13 protein-coding genes and 2 pseudogenes are annotated in these 18,081 nt (G+C 64.1%); 6 read left to right on the top strand and 9 right to left on the bottom strand.

The window, feature by feature from the left end:
• Window positions 1-23: 23 nt before the first annotated feature.
• The 4 genes and pseudogenes from IRZ77_RS01760 to IRZ77_RS01775 form a co-directional block, all read right to left on the bottom strand.
• A complete protein-coding gene (locus IRZ77_RS01760) occupies window positions 24-1,439 on the bottom strand; it encodes an efflux transporter outer membrane subunit (RefSeq protein ID WP_046614312.1) in 1,416 nt (471 codons plus the stop codon).
• Window positions 1,436-4,615 carry an efflux RND transporter permease subunit gene (locus IRZ77_RS01765; protein WP_046614311.1) on the bottom strand — a complete coding sequence of 1,060 codons (3,180 nt, stop codon included), beginning with the start codon at window positions 4,613-4,615 and terminating at the stop codon, window positions 1,436-1,438. The genes IRZ77_RS01760 and IRZ77_RS01765 overlap by 4 nt, the downstream gene beginning before the upstream one ends.
• Window positions 4,616-4,627: 12 nt before the next feature.
• Window positions 4,628-5,869 (bottom strand): multidrug efflux RND transporter periplasmic adaptor subunit MexE, encoded by a 1,242-nt coding sequence (mexE, locus tag IRZ77_RS01770; RefSeq protein ID WP_046614310.1) that lies wholly within the window; start codon window positions 5,867-5,869, stop codon window positions 4,628-4,630.
• A 251-nt stretch (window positions 5,870-6,120) separates the two neighbouring features.
• Window positions 6,121-6,505, bottom strand: a pseudogene (locus IRZ77_RS01775) (rhodanese-related sulfurtransferase); the annotation flags it as partial.
• Window positions 6,506-6,648: 143 nt separating this feature from the next.
• Here IRZ77_RS01775 and IRZ77_RS01780 point away from each other — a divergent pair.
• Window positions 6,649-6,942: pseudogene (locus tag IRZ77_RS01780) on the top strand (LLM class flavin-dependent oxidoreductase); the annotation flags it as partial.
• An 89-nt stretch (window positions 6,943-7,031) separates the two neighbouring features.
• On the opposite strand, the gene IRZ77_RS01785 reads toward IRZ77_RS01780, so the two are convergent.
• Window positions 7,032-8,222, bottom strand: a complete 1,191-nt coding sequence (locus IRZ77_RS01785) for a type II secretion system F family protein (RefSeq protein WP_085600846.1) — start codon at window positions 8,220-8,222, stop codon at window positions 7,032-7,034.
• A gap of 11 nt (window positions 8,223-8,233) precedes the next feature.
• A complete protein-coding gene (gene gspG / locus IRZ77_RS01790) occupies window positions 8,234-8,659 on the bottom strand; it encodes a type II secretion system major pseudopilin GspG (protein WP_046614306.1) in 426 nt (141 codons plus the stop codon).
• Between the two features lie 185 nt (window positions 8,660-8,844).
• Here gspG and IRZ77_RS01795 point away from each other — a divergent pair, with 185 nt between their 5' ends.
• The 4 genes from IRZ77_RS01795 to IRZ77_RS01810 all read left to right on the top strand — a co-directional run bounded on the left by IRZ77_RS01795 (window position 8,845) and on the right by IRZ77_RS01810 (window position 14,228).
• The gene (locus IRZ77_RS01795; RefSeq protein WP_046614305.1) at window positions 8,845-9,429 is read left to right on the top strand and encodes a lytic transglycosylase domain-containing protein; all 585 of its coding nucleotides are present in this window, start codon (window positions 8,845-8,847) and stop codon (window positions 9,427-9,429) included.
• 151 nt (window positions 9,430-9,580) lie between these two features.
• Window positions 9,581-11,038 (top strand): sensor histidine kinase, encoded by a 1,458-nt coding sequence (locus IRZ77_RS01800; protein WP_196172762.1) that lies wholly within the window; start codon window positions 9,581-9,583, stop codon window positions 11,036-11,038.
• Between the two features lie 300 nt (window positions 11,039-11,338).
• Window positions 11,339-12,832: a sensor histidine kinase gene (locus IRZ77_RS01805; RefSeq protein ID WP_046614303.1), complete on the top strand. Its 1,494-nt coding sequence runs from the start codon at window positions 11,339-11,341 to the stop codon at window positions 12,830-12,832.
• Complete coding sequence (locus IRZ77_RS01810; RefSeq protein WP_046614302.1) at window positions 12,801-14,228, top strand: sigma-54-dependent transcriptional regulator; 1,428 nt, start codon at window positions 12,801-12,803, stop codon at window positions 14,226-14,228. Before IRZ77_RS01805 ends, IRZ77_RS01810 begins: the two co-directional genes overlap by 32 nt.
• A gap of 177 nt (window positions 14,229-14,405) precedes the next feature.
• Here the strand turns inward: IRZ77_RS01810 and IRZ77_RS01815 are convergent, their stop codons facing one another.
• From IRZ77_RS01815 to IRZ77_RS01825, 3 genes are all read right to left on the bottom strand, one after another.
• On the bottom strand, window positions 14,406-14,699 hold the full coding sequence (locus tag IRZ77_RS01815; protein WP_046614301.1) for a hypothetical protein: 294 nt from the start codon (window positions 14,697-14,699) through the stop codon (window positions 14,406-14,408).
• Between the two features lie 84 nt (window positions 14,700-14,783).
• Entirely contained in the window at window positions 14,784-16,136 is a 1,353-nt protein-coding gene (locus tag IRZ77_RS01820; RefSeq protein WP_015270532.1) for a GntP family permease, read from the bottom strand.
• 110 nt (window positions 16,137-16,246) lie between these two features.
• Window positions 16,247-16,786, bottom strand: coding sequence for a gluconokinase (locus IRZ77_RS01825; protein WP_085600851.1), 540 nt, complete (start codon window positions 16,784-16,786; stop codon window positions 16,247-16,249).
• Window positions 16,787-16,991: 205 nt separating this feature from the next.
• Between IRZ77_RS01825 and gntR the strand changes: the two genes are divergently transcribed.
• Window positions 16,992-18,011, top strand: coding sequence for an HTH-type transcriptional regulator GntR (gene gntR / locus IRZ77_RS01830; protein ID WP_046614299.1), 1,020 nt, complete (start codon window positions 16,992-16,994; stop codon window positions 18,009-18,011).
• The last annotated feature ends 70 nt before the right edge of the window (window positions 18,012-18,081 follow it).

Raw genomic sequence — 18,081 nt, forward strand, 5'->3', positions numbered from 1 at the left:
AAGGAGCCGTTGAAACGGGTGTATCAGCGCGCGCTGGCTACAGTCTCCGGTTGCCAGCCGCCGCCCAGGGCCTTGTAGATGGAGACGATGCCGCGGTACAGCTCGACCTCGCCCTGGGCCTGCGCATCTTCTGCGCTCAGCCGCTCACGCTCGGCATCGAGCAGCACCAGGTAGTCCACCGTACCCTCGCGATAACGAATCGAGGCCAGTTCCGCCGCCTTGCGGCTGGCATCGCTCTGGCGCATCAGCGACAACAGCCGCTGCTGGGTCTTGTCGTAGTCGCTGAAGGCGTTGGCCGATTCTTCCAGGGCCAGCAACACCTGCTGTTCATAGTTGGCCAGTGCCCCTTCGGCATCGGCCTTGGCACCGCGCAGGCGGGCGCGCACGCTGCCCAGGTCGAAGGCGGCCCAGGTGATGCTCGGGCCCAACGCCCAGGCATTGGCTGCCGAGGAGCCGATCTGCGAGCCTCGGGCTGCAGTAAAGCCGAGGAAGCCGCTGAGGCTGACACGCGGGAACAGGTCGGCCGTGGCCACCCCGACGTTGGCGGTGGCAGCCGCCAGCTGGCGTTCGGCGCTGCGGATATCCGGGCGGCGGCGCAGCAGTTCTCCCGGGTCACCCACCGGTAGCGCCTTGGCGATGGCCGGCAGGGCCTTGGGCGACAGGTCGACGCTGAGCGCCTCGGGGCGCTGGCCGAGCAGTGTGGCGATGCGATGCCGGGCCCGCGCCTGTTCCGCCTGCAACTGCGGCACGGTGGCTTCGACCCCGGCCAGGCGCGCGTCGGCGCGCACCACGTCAAGGTCGTTGCCCACGCCGGCATCGCGCAGGGTTTCAGTGATGGCCCGCGATTCCTGCTGGGTCTTGAGGTTGGCCAGGGCGATCTTCTCGCGTAATTGCGCGCCGCGCAGCTGGCCGTAGGCATCGACCAGCTCGGCGATCAGGCTGACCTGCAGCTGCTGAAGGTCGGCCGCGGCTACCGCTTCCTGGGCTTCGCTGGCTTCGATCTGGCGTTGGATGCGGCCGAACAGGTCAAGCTCCCAGGCCATGTCCAGGCCCAGGTCGTAGCGCTCGCTGTTCACCCGTTGCGTGGTCTGGCCGGGGACCTGGCCCTTGCCAATGTCGCTGCTGGCGCGGCTGGTGACCACCGGGAACTGATCGTTCTCGGCGTCCTCACGGATCGAACGGGCTGACTTCAGGCGGGCGAAGGCCACGCGCAGGTCACGGTTGCCGTCCAGCGAAGCCTGTACCAGCTGGTTCAGTACCGGGTCGTCGAACTGCCTCCACCACAGGCTTTCGAAGCGGCTGCGGTCGTAGGCCTTGGTCTGTACATCGCTGGCCAGCTGCGCGGGCTCGGTGGCCGGCGCCTGGTAGTCCGGGCCTACCGCGCAGGCCGCCAGGGCCAGCGCAAGCAGGCTCGGGGTCAAGGGTTTGAGCAGGTTCATGCATGGCTCTCCAGCGAGTGGGCGCGCTCGGCCTTGCGGGCCTGGCGACGCTCGACGAAACGGCGAATCAGGAAGAAGAACACCGGGGTCAGGAACAAACCGAACACGGTCACGCCGATCATTCCCGAGAACACCGCCACACCCATGGCATGGCGCATTTCAGAACCTGCACCGGAGCTGAACACCAGCGGAACCACACCCATGATGAAGGCGATCGAGGTCATCAGGATCGGCCGCAGGCGCAGGCGGCAGGCTTCCAGTACCGCAGCCAGCGGGTCGAGCCCCTTGGCCTGTTCGTCCTTGGCGAACTCGACGATCAGGATCGCGTTCTTGCACGCCAGGCCCACCAGTACGATCAGGCCGATCTGGGTGAAGATGTTGTTGTCACCCCCCGACACGATCACCCCGGTGATGGCCGACAGCAGGGTCATCGGCACGATCAGGATCACCGCCAGCGGCAGGCTCCAGCTTTCGTACTGGGCGGCAAGCACCAGGAAGGCCAGCAGCACGCACAGCGGGAACACGAACAGCGCAGTGTTGCCCGAGAGGATCTGCTGGTAGGTCAGGTCGGTCCACTCGAAGGTCATGCCGTTGGGCAGTTCCTCTTTCAGCAGCTTCTCGATTGCAGCTTCAGCCTGGCCGGAGCTGTAGCCCGGTGCCGCGGCGCCGTTGATCTCGGCGGTGATGAAACCGTTGTAGTGCATCACCCGGTCAGGCCCGGAGGTGTCGCTGACCTTGAGGAAGGTCGCCAGAGGGATCATTTCGCCGATGTTGTTGCGCACCTTCAGCTGGCCGATCTGCTCGGCATCGAGGCGGAACTGCTGCTCGGCCTGGACGTTCACCTGATAGGTGCGGCCAAAGCGGTTGAAGTCGTTGGTGTACAGCGAGCCCAGGTAGACCTGCAGGGTGTCGAAGATGTCGGTGATCGCCACGCCGTGGGTCTTGGCCTTTTCCCGATCGATGGCGGCATCGACCTGCGGCACGTTGACCTGGTAGCTGGTGAACAGGCCCGCCAGTTCCGGCACGTTGTGGCTCTTGGCGATGATGTTCTGGGTTTCCTTGTACAGCGCCTCGTAGCCCAGGTTGCCACGGTCTTCGATCTGCAGGCGGAAGCCGCCGATGGTGCCCAGGCCTTGTACCGGCGGTGGCGGGAAGATCGCGATGTAGGCGTCCTGGATGTCGGCGAACTGGGCATTCAGTGCAGCAGCGATGGCCGCCGCCGACTGGCTCGGGTCCTTGCGCTCGTCGAACGGCTTGAGCGGAGTGAACACGATGCCGCTGTTCGGGCTGTTGGTGAAGCCGTTGATCGACAGGCCCGGGAAGGCTACCGAGTCGGCCACGCCAGGCTGCTTCAGGGCGATTTCGCTCATGCGCTTGATCACTGCTTCGGTGCGGTCGAGGCTGGCCGCGTCAGGCAGTTGGGCGAACGCCACCAGGTACTGCTTGTCCTGGGCCGGCACGAAACCGGTCGGGGTGGACGAGAAGCCCAGGTAGGTCAGGCCCATCAGGCCGGCATACACGAACAGGGCGATGCCGCTGGAGCGGATGACCCGACGCACGCCGCCGACGTAGCGGTTGGAAGCGCGGTCGAAGAAGCGGTTGAACGGGGTGAACAACCAGCTGCCCAGCAGTTTTTCCAGGAACCGCGAGAAACGGTCCTTGGGCGCATGGTGGTCCTTCAGCAGCACGGCAGCCAAGGCCGGCGACAGGGTCAGCGAGTTGAATGCCGAGATGACCGTGGAAATGGCGATGGTCAGGGCGAACTGCTTGTAGAACTGCCCGGTCAGGCCGGAAATGAACGCAGCAGGCACGAACACCGCGCACAGCACCAGGGCGGTGGCGATGATCGGCCCGGTCACTTCACCCATGGCCTTTTGCGTGGCTTCCAGGGGTTTCAGGCCCAGGCCGATGTTGCGCTCGACGTTTTCCACCACGACGATGGCGTCGTCCACCACGATACCGATGGCCAGGACCAGGCCGAACAATGACAGTGCGTTGAGCGAGAAGCCGAACAGGTGCATCACGGCGAAGGTACCGATCAGCGATACCGGCACGGCCATCAGCGGGATGATCGAGGCACGCCAGGTCTGCAGGAACAGGATGACGACCAGCACGACCAGCACCAGTGCTTCGAACAGGGTGTGCACCACGGCTTCAATGGAACCACGGACGAACACGGTCGGGTCATAGACGATGCTGTAGTCCATGCCCTCGGGGAAGTCCTTCTTCAGCTCGGCCATTTTCGCCCGCACTTCGTCGGAGATCTCGATGGCGTTGGAGCCTGGGCGCTGGAAGATCGGGATGGCCACCGCCGGCTGGTTGTTCAGCAGCGAACGCAGGGCGTATTGGCTGGAGCCGAGTTCGACCCGGGCGATGTCCTTCAGGCGAGTGATTTCGCCATCGGCACCGGCGCGGATGATGATGTTCTCGAACTCTTCCTCATTGACCAGGCGACCCTGGGTGTTGATCGACAGCTGGAAGCTGGTCGAACCCGGGGCGGGCGGTGCGCCCAGCTGGCCGGCGGCCACCTGGCGGTTCTGCTCGCGGATCGCAGCCACCACATCACTGGCGGTCAGATTGCGCGAAGCGGTCTTGTTCGGGTCCAGCCAAACGCGCAGCGAGTAGTCGCCCATGCCGAACAGCTGCACGTCGCCCACGCCACCCAGACGCGCAAGCTCGTCCTTGATGTTGAGGATGGCGTAGTTGGAGAGGTAGAGCATGTCGTAGCGGTTGTCCGGCGAGGTCAGGTGCACGACCATGGTCAGGTCGGGCGAGGCCTTGTCGACGGTGATACCGATGCGGGTCACTTCCTCTGGGAGCTTGGGCTGGGTACGGGTGACGCGGTTCTGCACCTGCACCTGGGCGTTGTCCAGGTCGGTGCCCAGGGCGAAGGTGATGGTCAGCGTCAGCTTGCCGTCAGCGGTGGACTGGGAGGACATGTACAGCATGTTCTCCACGCCGGTAATCGCCTGCTCAAGTGGCGCGGCGACGGTTTCGCCGATGACCTTGGGGTTGGCGCCGGGGAAGTTGGCGCGCACCACCACGGTGGGCGGCACCACTTCGGGGTATTCGCTGATCGGCAGCTGGAACAGCGAGATGGAACCCGCGATCAGCAGCACCAGCGACAGCACCGCGGCGAAGATTGGCCGGGTAATGAAGAATTTCGAGAAGTTCATCGGTGTGGTCCCTTAACCGCGTGGCGCCTGGGCGCTGGCGACTTTCACGTTGTTGCCCGCCACCTTAGGCGCCGGGTTGCTGGCCTCCAGGGCCTGGCGCTGCTGGGCGAGGGCGGCGAGGGTCTGTTCGCTGGCCATCGGTGTCTCTTCCGGGGTGACCGGTGAGCCAGGGCGTACGCGTTGCAGGCCCTTGACCACGATGCGGTCGTCCTTGCCCAGGCCACTGCGCACGATGCGCAGGCCCTCCAGCTTCGGCCCCAGCTCCACGGCGCGGTAGGCGGCCTTGTTGTCCTTGTCCATGACCAGCACGAACTTCTTGCCAAGGTCGGTGCCGACGGCTTCGTCGTTGATCAGCACGGCCTGGTACTGGGCGCTGCCTACCAGCTTCAGGCGTGCATACAGGCCAGGGGTGAACTGGCCGTCGCTGTTGTCGAACACCGCACGGCCACGGATGGTGCCGGTGCGCGGGTTGACCTGGTTGTCGACGAAGTTCATCTGGCCCAGGTGCGGGTTGCCGGTTTCGTTGGTCAGGCCCAGGTACACCGGGGTGCTCTGGCCGCGCTGGCCTTCGCGGGCCAGCTGGGTGTACTTGAGGTACACGCGCTCGTCGGCGTCGAAGTAGGCGTAGACCTTGTCGGTGGAGACCACGCTGGTCAGTGGGGTGACATCGGCGGTAACGATGTTGCCGGCGGTGAACTGGGCGCGGCTGACGCGGCCGCTGATGGGCGCGGTGACACGGGTGAAGCTGAGGTTCAGGCGTGCCAGGTCGAGCTGCGCCTGGATCGCGTCAACCCCGGCGCGGGCTTCGGCGGCGGCGCTGCTACGCGATTCGGCCAGCTCTGCGGAAATGGCGTTGCTGTCACGCAGGCGTTCACCACGGCGGGCTTCGTTGGCGCTGCGGATGGCAGTGGCCTTGGCTTGCTGAAGCTGAGCTTCGAGGCGGCGGACCTCTGCCTGGAACGGGCGTGGGTCGATCTGGAACAGCAGGTCGCCTTTCTTGACCTGGGCGCCTTCAGTGAAGGCCACCAGGTCGATCTGGCCGGAGACCCGTGGGCGTACCTCGACGGTTTCCGGTGCTTCGAGGCGGCCGGTGAACTCGTCCCATTCATTGATCGGTTGCTCGATCACCTTGGCCACGCTGACCTTCGGCGCCGCGGGAGCCTGCACGGCGTCGGGGGTTCGACCGCAAGCGCTGATCACCACCACTGCCAAGGCAGCGAGGGGAAAGCGCAAGGGTTTGAGTGATTGTTCCATGGAGAACTCCGCCAATGTATTAGTAGTGGGCGGAGTGTGAGTGTCTTGCGCGTGATGCACGAATCGAACGGGGCGAAGGTTATTATCACGATGAATGATATGTGTGGGTCGTTCATCGATTTGCAGCATGGTTGGTATTTCTGGGGCTGCGTTGCAGCCCATCGCGACACAGGGCCGCTCCTACAGCTTACGCGTTCCCCTGTAGGAGCGGCCTTGTGTCGCGAAAGGGGCGCAACGCGCCCCCGGCAATGTCAACTCGATACGCGGAACCCATGGGTGCCATCGCGCTCCAGCTGGGCAATCCAGCCGAATTCCCAGTCCAGATACCCCTGCATCGCTTCACGCGGGTTGTCCGTCCCTTCATAAGGCCGGCGATAACGGTCGGTACGCGCCACGACCAAGCGCGTTTCGCGGCTCTCCAGCGCCTTGCCCGCTGCAATCCAGCGCGCCGTGCCACGGTCCAGCACGTACACCGGGGTTTGCGTCAGTGCCTGCAAGTCCAGCGCCGCAAAGCGCGCCAGCAGGCTGCTCGACATCGATTTCGGTCACCGCTGGCAACGCCGGCTGCGGCGCCTGCCACTCGCCGGCTGCTCTGAAGTCTGCCGCTGACAAACCGTCCAGCACTGCTACCTGCCAGCGATTACCCCTTTACTGGCCCTTTCGCGGGTGAACCCGCTCCCACAAGGGCAGTGCAGCACTCGAACACTGCGCAGTTCCGGTGGGAGCGGGTTTCCCCGCGAAGAGGCCGGCACAGCCACCACCGTTTCCGAGGAATACCCATGACCACCCGCAAGATCAAGCTCGGTGCCCTGACCATGGGCTGCGGCGGCCCCGGCCGGCACAACCAGTGGCTCGACCCGGAGCTGCCTGCCGACGCCAGCGTCAACATCGACTGGTACATCGACATCGCCCGCCAGGCAGAGGCGGCGTTATTCGACCTGATGTTCTTCGTCGACAGCCAGTACATAACCCCCGGTTCGCCGCTCCATTACCTCAACCGCCTGGAGCCGCTGACCCTGCTCTCGGCGCTGGCGGTAAGCACACGCCACCCCGGGCAGTTCCGCCGCCTTACCGAGCAAGTGGTGCCGCTGCTGCAGGAGCGCGGGGTATATCGCACTGCCTACGAGGGCACCACCCTGCGCGAAAGCCTGGGTCTGGCCATTCAGTGAATGCTCGAGGCCAGTTCGAAGATCGGCATGTACATCAGGATCACGATCAGGCCGATCAGAAGGCCGATGAAGGTCATCAGCAGTGGTTCGAACAGTTTGACGAACCACTCTACCCAGCGGCCGATTTCCTGGTCATGAAAGTCGGCGCAGCGCTCCAGCATCTCGCCCAGGTTGCCGGACTGCTCGCCGGCCCGCAGCAGGCGCAGCGATACCGGCGTGACCAGTTGCCCGGCCTCCAGCGCGTCGGAAAGCGGCAACCCTTCGCCGACCCGCTGGCTGGCGTGCTCCAGGCCTTGGGCCGCCGCGCTGCCGAGCAGGCCGCGGGCCATGCCCATGGCGGTGAGGATGGGGATACCGCCTTGCAGCAGGATGCCCAACGAGCGGTAGAAGCGTGCCAGTTCGTACATCATCAGGCGTTGGTGCAGTGCTGGCAGGCGCCGCAGCTGGCAGGCCGCCCAGCGCCGTACCCGTGGTTGACGGCGCAGCAGCCAAAGCGCCGTGACCGCACCTAGGGAGCCCAACGCCAGCGGCAGTTGCTGGGCGTGCAGGAACAGGCCGATCTGCATCAGCAACCGAGACAGCCAGGGCAACTCGGCGCCCATGCCCTCGAATACCTGGCTGAAGCGAGGCACCACGTAGCCAAGCAGGAAAAGCACCACGCCACCGCCCACCAGCAACAGCAGCAACGGGTACACCGAGGCGCCCACCAGCTTCTGCCGTACCAGGTCCAGGCGCTGGCGGTAGCTGATGTAGCGGGCGAGGGCGTCACCCAGCGCGCCGGTACGCTCGCTGGACTGCACCAGCGCCACGTACAGCGGCGGGAACACCCGTGGCTGCTGGCCCAGGGCCTGGGACAGCGAGCGGCCTTCGTACAGTTGGCGGACCAGTTCGGCGAGCACTTTGCGCGTTGCCGCTGCGGGGGCCTTTTCCGCCAGGCTTTCCAGCGCGTCGATCAGCGGCAGGCCGGCGTTGAGCAGGGTGGAAAGTTCCTGGCTGAACAGCACCAGGTCAAAGCTTGCTTCGCGGCGCCAGGCCATGCCGCGCAAGGCGCCGCCATGGCCACGCAGGCTGAGCACGCGCAGGCCCTGGTCCTCGGCCTGGCGGCGGGCCTGGTCGGCGTCCTCGGCGTCGATCTGCAACTGCACCACACCCTGCCTGCCCAGGGCCTTGAGGCTGTAGCGCATGGCCGTTCTCCCTACTGCCAACTGGTGATTTCGGCGTTTTCCCCGTCGCCGCCGGGCTGGCCATCCTTGCCCATCGACAGCAGGTCGTATTCACCGCCATTCTCGCCGGGTTGCCGGTAGATGTACGCGCGGCCCCACGGGTCTTGCGGCACGGCCTTCTGCAGGTACGGGCCGGTCCAGCGCGCTTCGCCACTGGGGGCGATCACCAGGGCCTGCAGGCCTTGCTCGCTGCTGGGGTAGTGGCCGACTTCGAGGCGGTAAAGGTCCAGGGCCTTGCTCAGCCCCTCTATCTGCGCCCGCGCTACCTTGGCCTCGGAGCGGCCGAGTTGGCTGAAGTACTTGGGGGCGACGATACCGGCCAACAGGCCGAGCACCACCAAAACCACCAAGAGTTCGAGCAGGGTGAAGCCAAGTTGAGGGTTGGTTCTGCGCTGCATGGTGAAGCCCTCCGCTGCATGGGGACAAGCTTTTGCAGGCTCCATGCAACAGCCGTGCACGCCGGCGCTGGCGCCTTGCACCACGCGGCATGCAAAGCGGCACAGTGCTTGCGTCGTGGTCCTCGACCCCGGGTTTTCCGGGGTATATCCCCCAACATCGGGGGTACCACGAAGAGGCGACCGACATGCGTGGACTCATTCTCGGTTTGATCTGGCTGGTGGCAGGTGCTGCCCAGGCCGATGTGTACATTTCCATCGACGCCAAAGGCAGCTACATACTGACCAACGTCCATCGACCCGGGCGCCTCTACGAAACGGTGATCAGCGAGACGAAGGCCCAGGCCGGCCCGGCCAACGCGCAACTGATCACCGGCCGCCCCTACGCCAAGCTGGTCGCCGCCGCGGCGCGCACCCACGATATACCCCCGGCGTTGCTGCATGCGGTGATCAAGGCCGAGTCCGGCTACAACCCCAAGGCCCGTTCGCCGGCGGGCGCGGTGGGGCTGATGCAACTGATGCCGGATACCGCTCGGGAGATGGGCGTGGAAAACCGCCTGGACCCGGAGGACAACGTGCAGGGCGGGGCCCGCTACCTCAAGCGCATGCTCAACCTGTTCGACAATGACATCACCCTGGCCGTGGCGGCCTACAACGCCGGCCCCGAAGCTGTGCTGCGCCGTGGCGCGGTACCGCCGTTCGCCGAGACCCGGCGCTATGTGCCCAATGTGCTGCGGGAGTACCGCAAGTTGCAGGGGTTGACGGGTGATTAGCCTTTGCAACCTCCCTGTGTGAGCGCCGGCAGCTGCAGGCCCCCACTAAGGGTAGAAACAATACCCTTCGGCGGATGCCACCAAGCCGACCCGATGGTTTCCCCAACTCTGGGCTATAACCTTCTGAAGGTGCCCAGTTGTGGAGTCCGCCATGGACATCGCCCCTCGTTCCGACGCCATTGAATTACCCGCCGGTATCGAACTGGCCACCCCACGCAAGCCGTTCAACCTCCTGCGCTGGTACGCCTGGGTCAGCCTGGCCATCATCCTCTCGGTAGCTGTCGGGCTGGGGTTGATTTCCAGCCGTTTCATCATCGACGAGAGCATCGAGCGCGACGCCTTGCTCACCGCTCAGTTCATCACCTCCATCGCCGACGCCGAAGTGCGCCATGTGTCGATCCCCAATGTGCGCACCATGGGTGAACTGCTCGACCCGCGCATCGATCGCGCCAACCTGCTAGATGTCGACCCGGACGCTCGGCGCAGGGCGCGTGGCGAGTTCCTTGACCACATCGCTCACCTGCCCGACATGCTGCTGGCCAATATCTATGCCCCGGACCGTACGGTGATCTGGTCCAGCAACCCGGCCCTGGTCGGCAAGCTGATCGAAGGCGACGAAGACCTGGAGCAAGCCTTCGAGTACAAGATGCGAGTCTCGGCCAGCTACCACAACTTCGAGCAGGCCCGTGCCGAGCAGAAGTTCGTCACTCCACCCAAGCAGTTGTTCATCGAGAACTACATTCCGCTGTTCGATGCCGATGGCGAGCAGGTCACGGCGATGGTCGAGATCTACAAGGAGCCCCATGACCTGATCGTGCGCATCGAGCATGGCCTGATCCTGATCTGGCTGGCGATCACCGTCGGTGCCGGACTGGTCTACGTCGGCCTGTACGGCATCATGCACCGCGCCGCGCGCCTGCTGTCGGTGCAGCAGAAGCGGCTGATCAGCAACGAAACCTATGTGGCACTGGGCGAGGTCTCCTCGGCGGTGGCCCACAGCCTGCGCAACCCGCTGGCCAGCATCCGTTCCAGTGCCGAACTGGCCCAGGCGTTCGACGATGGCCCGGCGCAGCGCAATGTCAATGACATCATCAGCCAGGTCGATCGCATGTCGCAGTGGATCCGTCAGATGTTGCAGTCATTGCGCCCGTTCAACGATGAGGCAGTGGCAGTGGATCTGCCGCTGGCATTGCAGGAAAGCCTGCAGACTTACGCGGTGCCGCTGGCGCGCGGCGGAGTGAGCCTGGACCTGCACCCGTTACCGGCGGTACAGGTGCTGGGGCACCCGGTGTTACTGCGGCAGATTTTCAGCAGCCTGATCGCCAATGCCCTGGAGTCGATGGAGCAGGGTGGGTGGTTGCGTGTCGAGGTGGTGCGTCATGACAGGCGCAGCCTGACTTTGCGCTTGTCCGACAACGGTAAAGGCATGAACGAAGAGCAGCAGCGCATGGCCTTCCGGCCTTTCTTCACCACCAAGCAGGGTGGGTTGGGCGTGGGGTTGGTATTGGTGAAACGCATCATGGAACGCTTCGGGGGCAGTGTCCGGCTCAGCAGCAGTGAAGGCCATGGCACCCGGGTTTCGTTGAGTTTCCGGCTGGTCAGGGAGTGATTATTGACTTTAATAAACGACCATATCTACTTGTTTATAAAGGTTTTTATCATTTTTGGGTGAAAATCCCCAAAAATGGGGAATTATCCTCGAGGCTGGTTTAGGAAGATTCATTAACCTGTTGATTAGTAATGATTAATATAATAGGTAAAGTTACTGGCTGGGTTTTTGCTTCATGACAGGCAGAGCGCAATACACGACAAATGGCAGCTGCGGCTGCACGAGTGGAGTGCTATCAATTGGCTACTGTTCGTCGCCTTGATGCATTTCTGAACGGACGCCCTGCGCGGGAAGCACGCGATGCAGATGCTGGATAATGAAGTGCCAGACAAGGCCCGTACTACCGCCAGCGGTGTGGCCGTGCCATTGCGCGAATTCAACCTGCTACGCTGGTTCTCGGTGATCAGCCTGCTGATTATCGCCTCGGTGGCAGGCGGGCTGGGTTATGTGTCGACGCGTTTCGTGGTGCGCGACAGCGTCGAGCGCGATGCCATGCTCACCGCCCAGTTCATCCAGGCCATGGCCCAGGCCGAAGTCCGCCATTCGCAGTTGCCGCCGGGCACCACAATGGGCGAGTTGCTTGACCCGCGCCTGGACCAGCAGCACCTGCAGTTCACGCCAGACCTGGCTGAATCGACCCGGGTCGAGTTCCTCGACCATGTCGAGCACCTGCCGGACATCTTGCTGGCTAATGTCTATGCACGCGACCGTACCATCGTCTGGTCGACCAACCGGGAGCTGATCGGCAAGCGCATCGCGGCGGATGGCGACCTCGACCGCGCCTTCCGCTCGCGCAAGGCGGTGTCGGCCAGCTACCACCAGGCCGACGATGACCGCGAAGAGCAGAAGTTCCAGCGTGAACCGCGCTACCTGTTCATCGAGAACTACATCCCGCTTTTCGACAGCCAGGGCGAGCAGGTGCTGGCCATGGTGGAGATCTACAAGGAGCCGCAAGACCTGGTCCGGCGTATCCAGCGCGGCTATGTGCTGATCTGGGCCTCGACCCTGGTGGGCGGGGCGCTGGTCTACTTCGGCCTGTTCTGGATCGTGCGCCGCGCGGCGCAGCTGCTGCACTTGCAGCAGGACCGGCTGGTGGCCAGTGAAACCTATGTGGCATTGGGCGAGATGTCCTCGGCAGTGGCGCATAGCTTGCGCAACCCGCTGGCCAACATCCGCTCCAGCGCCGAACTGGCCCAGGAAATCGCCAACCCCGCGGCGCAGAAGAACATCACCGACATCATCAGCCAGGTCGATCGCATGTCGCGCTGGGTGCGTGACCTGCTGGTGTCGCTGCGCCCGACCAGTGACGACGCCGAGGCCGTGGACCTGGTGACGGCCATCGAGGACACCCATCTGGCCTTCGCCCAGCAGATCGAACGCAACGGTGTGCGCTTCTGCTACGAAGGCCCTGGGTCACAATGGGTGGCCAGCCAGCCGCTACAGCTCACGCAGATTCTCAACACCCTGTTCTCCAATGCCCTGGAGGCCATGCCCGAAGGCGGCATGCTGCGCGCTCAGGTCAATGTGCAGGATGGGCAGCGTGCCGAATTTGTCCTCACCGATACCGGCAAGGGCATGAGCCAACAGCAGGAACGGATGGTGTTCAAGCCGTTCTACACCACCAAGCAGGGTGGCCTCGGCGTAGGCCTGGCCCTGGTCAAACGCATCATGGAGCGTTTTGGAGGCTCGGTCAGCCTGAGCAGCCGCGAAGAGGAAGGAACCCGCGTCAGCCTTACATTCAATATCGCAGCGGGAGGGGACCATGGAGCACAGCATCCTGGTAGTCGAGGATGATGAAATTCTCGCCGACAACATTCGCACCTACCTCGGCCTCAAGGGCTTCGAGGTCACCGTTTGCCACAGCGCGGAGTTGGCGCTGGAGCAGATCAAGCGGGGCCAGCCCGATGCGGTGCTGACCGACAACTCGCTGCCGGGCATGAGTGGGCACGACCTGCTGCGTACCTTGGTGGCGCAAGTGCCGGACCTGAAAGTGATCATGATGACCGGCTACGGCAATGTCGAAGATGCCGTGCAGGCAATGAAGGAGGGCGCCTTCCATTACCTGAGCAAACCGGTGGTGCTGGCCGAGCTCAAGCTGACCCTGGACAAGGCGCTGGCTGCCGAGCGCATGGAGCGCACCTTGTCGTTCTACCAGGAGCGCGAGGCGCAGAAGTCCGGGTTGCAGGCGTTGATCGGCGAATCACCGACGATGCTCACCCTCAAGCACACCCTGCGCCAGGTGCTGGATGCCGAGCGGCGCATGGCCAGCGATGATTTGCCACCGGTGCTGATCGAAGGCGAGACCGGTACCGGCAAGGAACTGGTGGCCCGCGCCCTGCATTTCGATGGTTCGCGCAGCAAGGGGCCGTTCATCGAGTTCAACTGTGCCTCGATTCCGGCCAATCTGCTGGAAGCGGAGCTGTTCGGCCACGAAAAGGGCGCCTTTACCGATGCCAAGGAACGCCGGGTGGGCCTGGTGGAGGCTGCCGATGGCGGTACCTTGTTCCTCGACGAGATTGGCGAGATGGACCTGGTGCTGCAGGCCAAGCTGCTCAAGTTGCTGGAAGACCGCACTATCCGCCGGATCGGCTCGGTGAAGGAGCGCAAGGTCGACCTGCGGGTGATCAGCGCCACCAACTGCAACCTGGAGCAGATGGTGCAGCAGGGCAAGTTCCGCCGCGACCTGTTCTTCCGACTGCGCATCATTGCCCTGAAGGTACCGCGCCTGTATGCCCGCGGGCAGGACGTATTGCTGTTGGCGCGGCATTTCCTGGCCCATCATGGCCGGCGTTATGGCAAGCCGAACCTGCGCTTTTCCGCCGAGGCGGAAAACCTGATGCTCGGTTACAGCTGGCCAGGCAATGTGCGCGAACTGCGCAACATGCTGGAGCAGACCGTGCTGCTGGCACCGAACGAGGTGGTGCAGGCGCATCAGCTCAACCTGTGCATGACCCTGATCGACGAGCCGCTGGTGCAACAGGCGGCGCCTGCGGTGTTCGAAATGCCTCGCCACGAACCCGAGCCCGGCACCAGCCTGCCGGACATGGAGCGTGACCTGGTATGCAAGACCCTGGACCGCACGGACTGGAACGTGACCAAATCGGCGCGCATGCTCGGGCTATCGCGGGACATGCTGCGTTACCGGATCGAGAAACTGGGGCTGACCCGGCCGGACAAGCGCCAGTGGTGAGGCCCCCACCTGTGGGAGCGGCATTTGTGGGAGCGGCCTTGTGTCGCGAAAGGGCCGCAAAGCGGCCCCGGGATTGATGCGCAACAGTTGAAATTGCTGGGGCTGCTTTGCAGCCCTTCGCGACACAAGGCCGCTCCTACAGGGATTGCGGCAACTTTTGGAATTTGAGGGCATTGATCAACGCTGATTATCGGCTGCTCCCTGCCGCCCGGTACCTTCCGAGCCACTGCCATCCATACCCGGCAAATCCCGGTTGTCATTCTGTTCAGCGGGCGGGCTGTCCGGGTCGTTGCCTTTTATGCGTGGGTCGGTGTCCCGCGGCATGGGCTTTTCGATCGGGTTGAGGGTGCTGTCCGCGCCCGGCTTGGGCGCCGGGTTGTGCGGGTCGTCGGGGTAGGTGGGGCCAGTGCCGGCAGCCATGGCCAATGGCGCGGCGAGCAGGGCAATCAGAAGGATGCTTGAGCGGGGCATGGCAGGCTCCTTTGCTTCGGGTAGGGTTGATACTTCTGTTCGGCCCTACCCGAAGCTTCAAGGTGCCATTACCCCGATCAACGGTTACACCACCAGCGACAGCAACATGATGAAGATGATGCCGACGATCGACAGGATGGTCTCCATCATGCTCCAGGTCTTGAAGGTTTCCGCCACGGTCATGTTGAAGTACTGCTTCACCAGCCAGAAGCCGGCGTCGTTGACATGGGACAGGATCAGCGAGCCGGCGCCGGTGGCCAGCACCAGCAGCTCGCGGTTGACCCCTGGCACCAGGTCGATCACCGGTGCAACGATGCCCGCGCCGGTGATGGTGGCGACCGTGGCGGAACCGGTGGCAATGCGGATTACTGCCGCTACCAGCCAGGCCAGCATGATCGGCGAAATCTCCGCCTGCACGGCCATCTGCCCGATCACGTTGCCCACGCCGGTATCTACCAGCATTTGCTTGAAGCCGCCGCCGGCACCAACGATCAGCACGATCGCCGCAGTCGGTGCCAGGCTCTGGTCGAGCATCTTCATGATCTGCTGGCGGTTGAAGCCGCGGGCCGAGCCGAAGGTATAGAAGGCCAGCAGCAGGGCAGCGAGCAGGGCGGTAATGGGGTGGCCGATCAGGTCCATCCACTGACGCACGATGTGCTCGGCTGGCAGCACCACGTCGGCAAAGGTCTTCAGCAGCATCAGCACCACTGGCAGCAGCACGGTGACCAGGGTGATGGTGAAGCTCGGCAGATTGCCCTGGTCGGACTCCTTGGCGATCTGGTCCATCAGCTCCTGGGACGGGGTGCCCGGGATGTAGCGTGAAATGAAGTTACCGAACAGCGGGCCGGCGATGATGGCGGTAGGCAGCGCCACGATCAGGCCATAGAAGATAGTCTTGCCGATGTCGGCATGGAAGATGCCGATCGCCAGCAGCGGGCCCGGGTGTGGGGGCACCAGGCCATGCACCACTGACAGGCCGGCCAGCAGCGGAATGCCGATCTTGATCAGTGACACGCCAGAGCGCCGGGCGACGATGAACACGAGCGGAATCAGCAGCACGAAGCCGATCTCGAAGAACAGCGGAATGCCCACCAGGAAGGCGGCGAACATCATTGCCCAGTGCACGTTCTTCTTGCCGAAGGCGCGGATGAGGGTTTGCGCGATCTGGTCAGCCCCCCCGGAGTCGGCCATCAGCTTGCCAAGCATGGTGCCCAAGGCAAGCACGATGCCGACGAAGCCCAGCACGCCGCCAAAACCGTCCTGGAACGATTTCATGACCTTGGCCACCGGCATGCCGGAGGTCAGGCCAAGGAAGCCGGCCGCGATGGTCAGGGCGACGAAGGGGTGGACTTTGAAGTGGGTGATCAGCAGGATCAGCCCGACGATGGTAACCAGCGCGTCGAGCAGCAGGAAGGTATCAGTAGCCAGTCCGAACATGGTTTGAAGGCCTCGGTCTTATCGTTGTTTTGGCGTAGCTTTTTGGAACTTTGCTTGCGCTCGTGGGGCAGGGTAGCGCTGTCTTGGGTAGCCCGGGTAAGCCGCCAGGTTCAGGCGGTTTGTGCCAGGCCCGGCTCACCGCGGCCCTTCAGCCAGCTGTCCACCGCTTCGGCAAGCGCTTCGATGGGCTGGGTGGCGTCAAGCGCGATGGTCAGTGGTTCGCCGTGTGGCGGCTCAAGGGCTGCGAACTGGCTGTCGATGAGGCTCGCCGGCATGAAATGCCCGGGGCGGGCCAGCACGCGTTTTTCCGCTTCGGCCGGTGACAGTTCGAGGAATACGAATACCAGCCCGGGCATGGCATCGCGCAGGGAATCGCGATAGCGGCGCTTGAGCGCGGAACAGGTCAGGATCGGACGTTCCCCGGCCTTGGTCGTGGCTTGCAGTTCCTGGCCAAGACGCACCAGCCAGCCGGCACGGTCGCTGTCGTCCAGGGGTATGCCAGCGCTCATCTTGCGGATGTTTTCGGCAGAGTGGAAAGCGTCGCCTTCGATCAGGCGGCCGCCGCTTCGGGCGGCGATGGCAGCACCGATGCAGCTTTTGCCGCAACCGGCCACGCCCATCACCACGATGGCGGACAGGGGAGAATTCATCAGTACCTCCTGCGGGTGAGATAGCGCTGTCTCGTCGTCGACGAACAGTCACCTCCCCGGTGTTATTGATCTTGTCCTTACGCAGTATGGACGCTTGGCGGCCAGCGCGCGGCGGCGGCTACAAAGATTACATTGCCTGCGTCCTGAGACAGCGCTACCTTAGTGGCCGTTCCCTTTCCTTGCAAGTAGTAAAATTACAACATCCATGTCCCGCACCGGCTCCCGCACCACAGGTCGTCCCACTCTGGCAGAAGTGGCCAGGCTTTCCGGGGTTTCCCCGATTACCGCCTCGCGCGCCCTGCGCGGGGTCAGCACGGTTGCGCCAGAGCTGGTGGAAAAGGTCGTTGCTGCCGCGGCGAGCCTCGGCTATGTGGCCAACCCGGCGGCCCGTGCCCTGGCTTCGGCGCGCAGCCAGTCGGTGGTGGTGTTGATCCCGTCGCTGTCCAACCAGCTCTTCATCGACACCCTGGAAGCCATTCATGAGGTCATGCGCCCGCGCGGGCTCGAAGTACTGATCGGCAACTATCACTATGATCTTGCCGAAGAAGAGAACCTCATCCGCAACTACCTGGCCTACCAGCCCTGCGGCATGCTGCTGACCGGTTTCGAGCGCAGCGAGGCATCGCGGCAGATGCTGGCGGCCAGTGGGGTGCCCTGTGTGCACATGATGGAACTGAATGGCGAGGCCGGGGCGTTGTCGGTCGGCTTCTCGCAGCAGCAGGCGGGGCGCGCCGCGGCCCGCCACCTGATCGAGCGCGGGCGCAAGCGCCTCGCGTTCATTGCCGCGCAGCTCGACCCGCGGGTGATGCAGCGTGCCGAAGGGTTCCGCCAGGCGTTGGCCGAGGCCGGCTTGCAGGCTGCCGAGCTGGAAGTGCTGGCGCCGGAGCCTTCTTCCATTGCCTTGGGCAGCACGTTGTTCAGCCAGCTGCTGCAGCAGGCGCCGGATGTCGACGGCATCTTCTTCTGCAACGACGACCTGGCCCAGGGCGCGGTGCTGCAGGCATTGCGCCAAGGGGTGGAGGTGCCGAGGCAGGTGGCGATGGTCGGTTTTAACGACCTGCCGGCTTCGGCGCACATGGTGCCGCGGCTGACCTCGATTCGCACGCCTCGGGCCGCCGTGGGGCGCGGTGCTGCACAGGCGCTGCTGGCGTTGCTCGATGGCAAGCGGGTGCCGAACGCGCAGCAGGACCTGGGCTTCGAGTTGATGGTGCGGGAGAGCTCGTGAGTTTGTCCTGAGGGGGGCGAGCGCCGCGCGGGCGGCGCTCGATCTCACAAGCGCCACAAGAACCACGACT

The organism is Pseudomonas pudica (assembly GCF_015680405.1).
Lineage (GTDB): Bacteria > Pseudomonadota > Gammaproteobacteria > Pseudomonadales > Pseudomonadaceae > Aquipseudomonas > Aquipseudomonas pudica.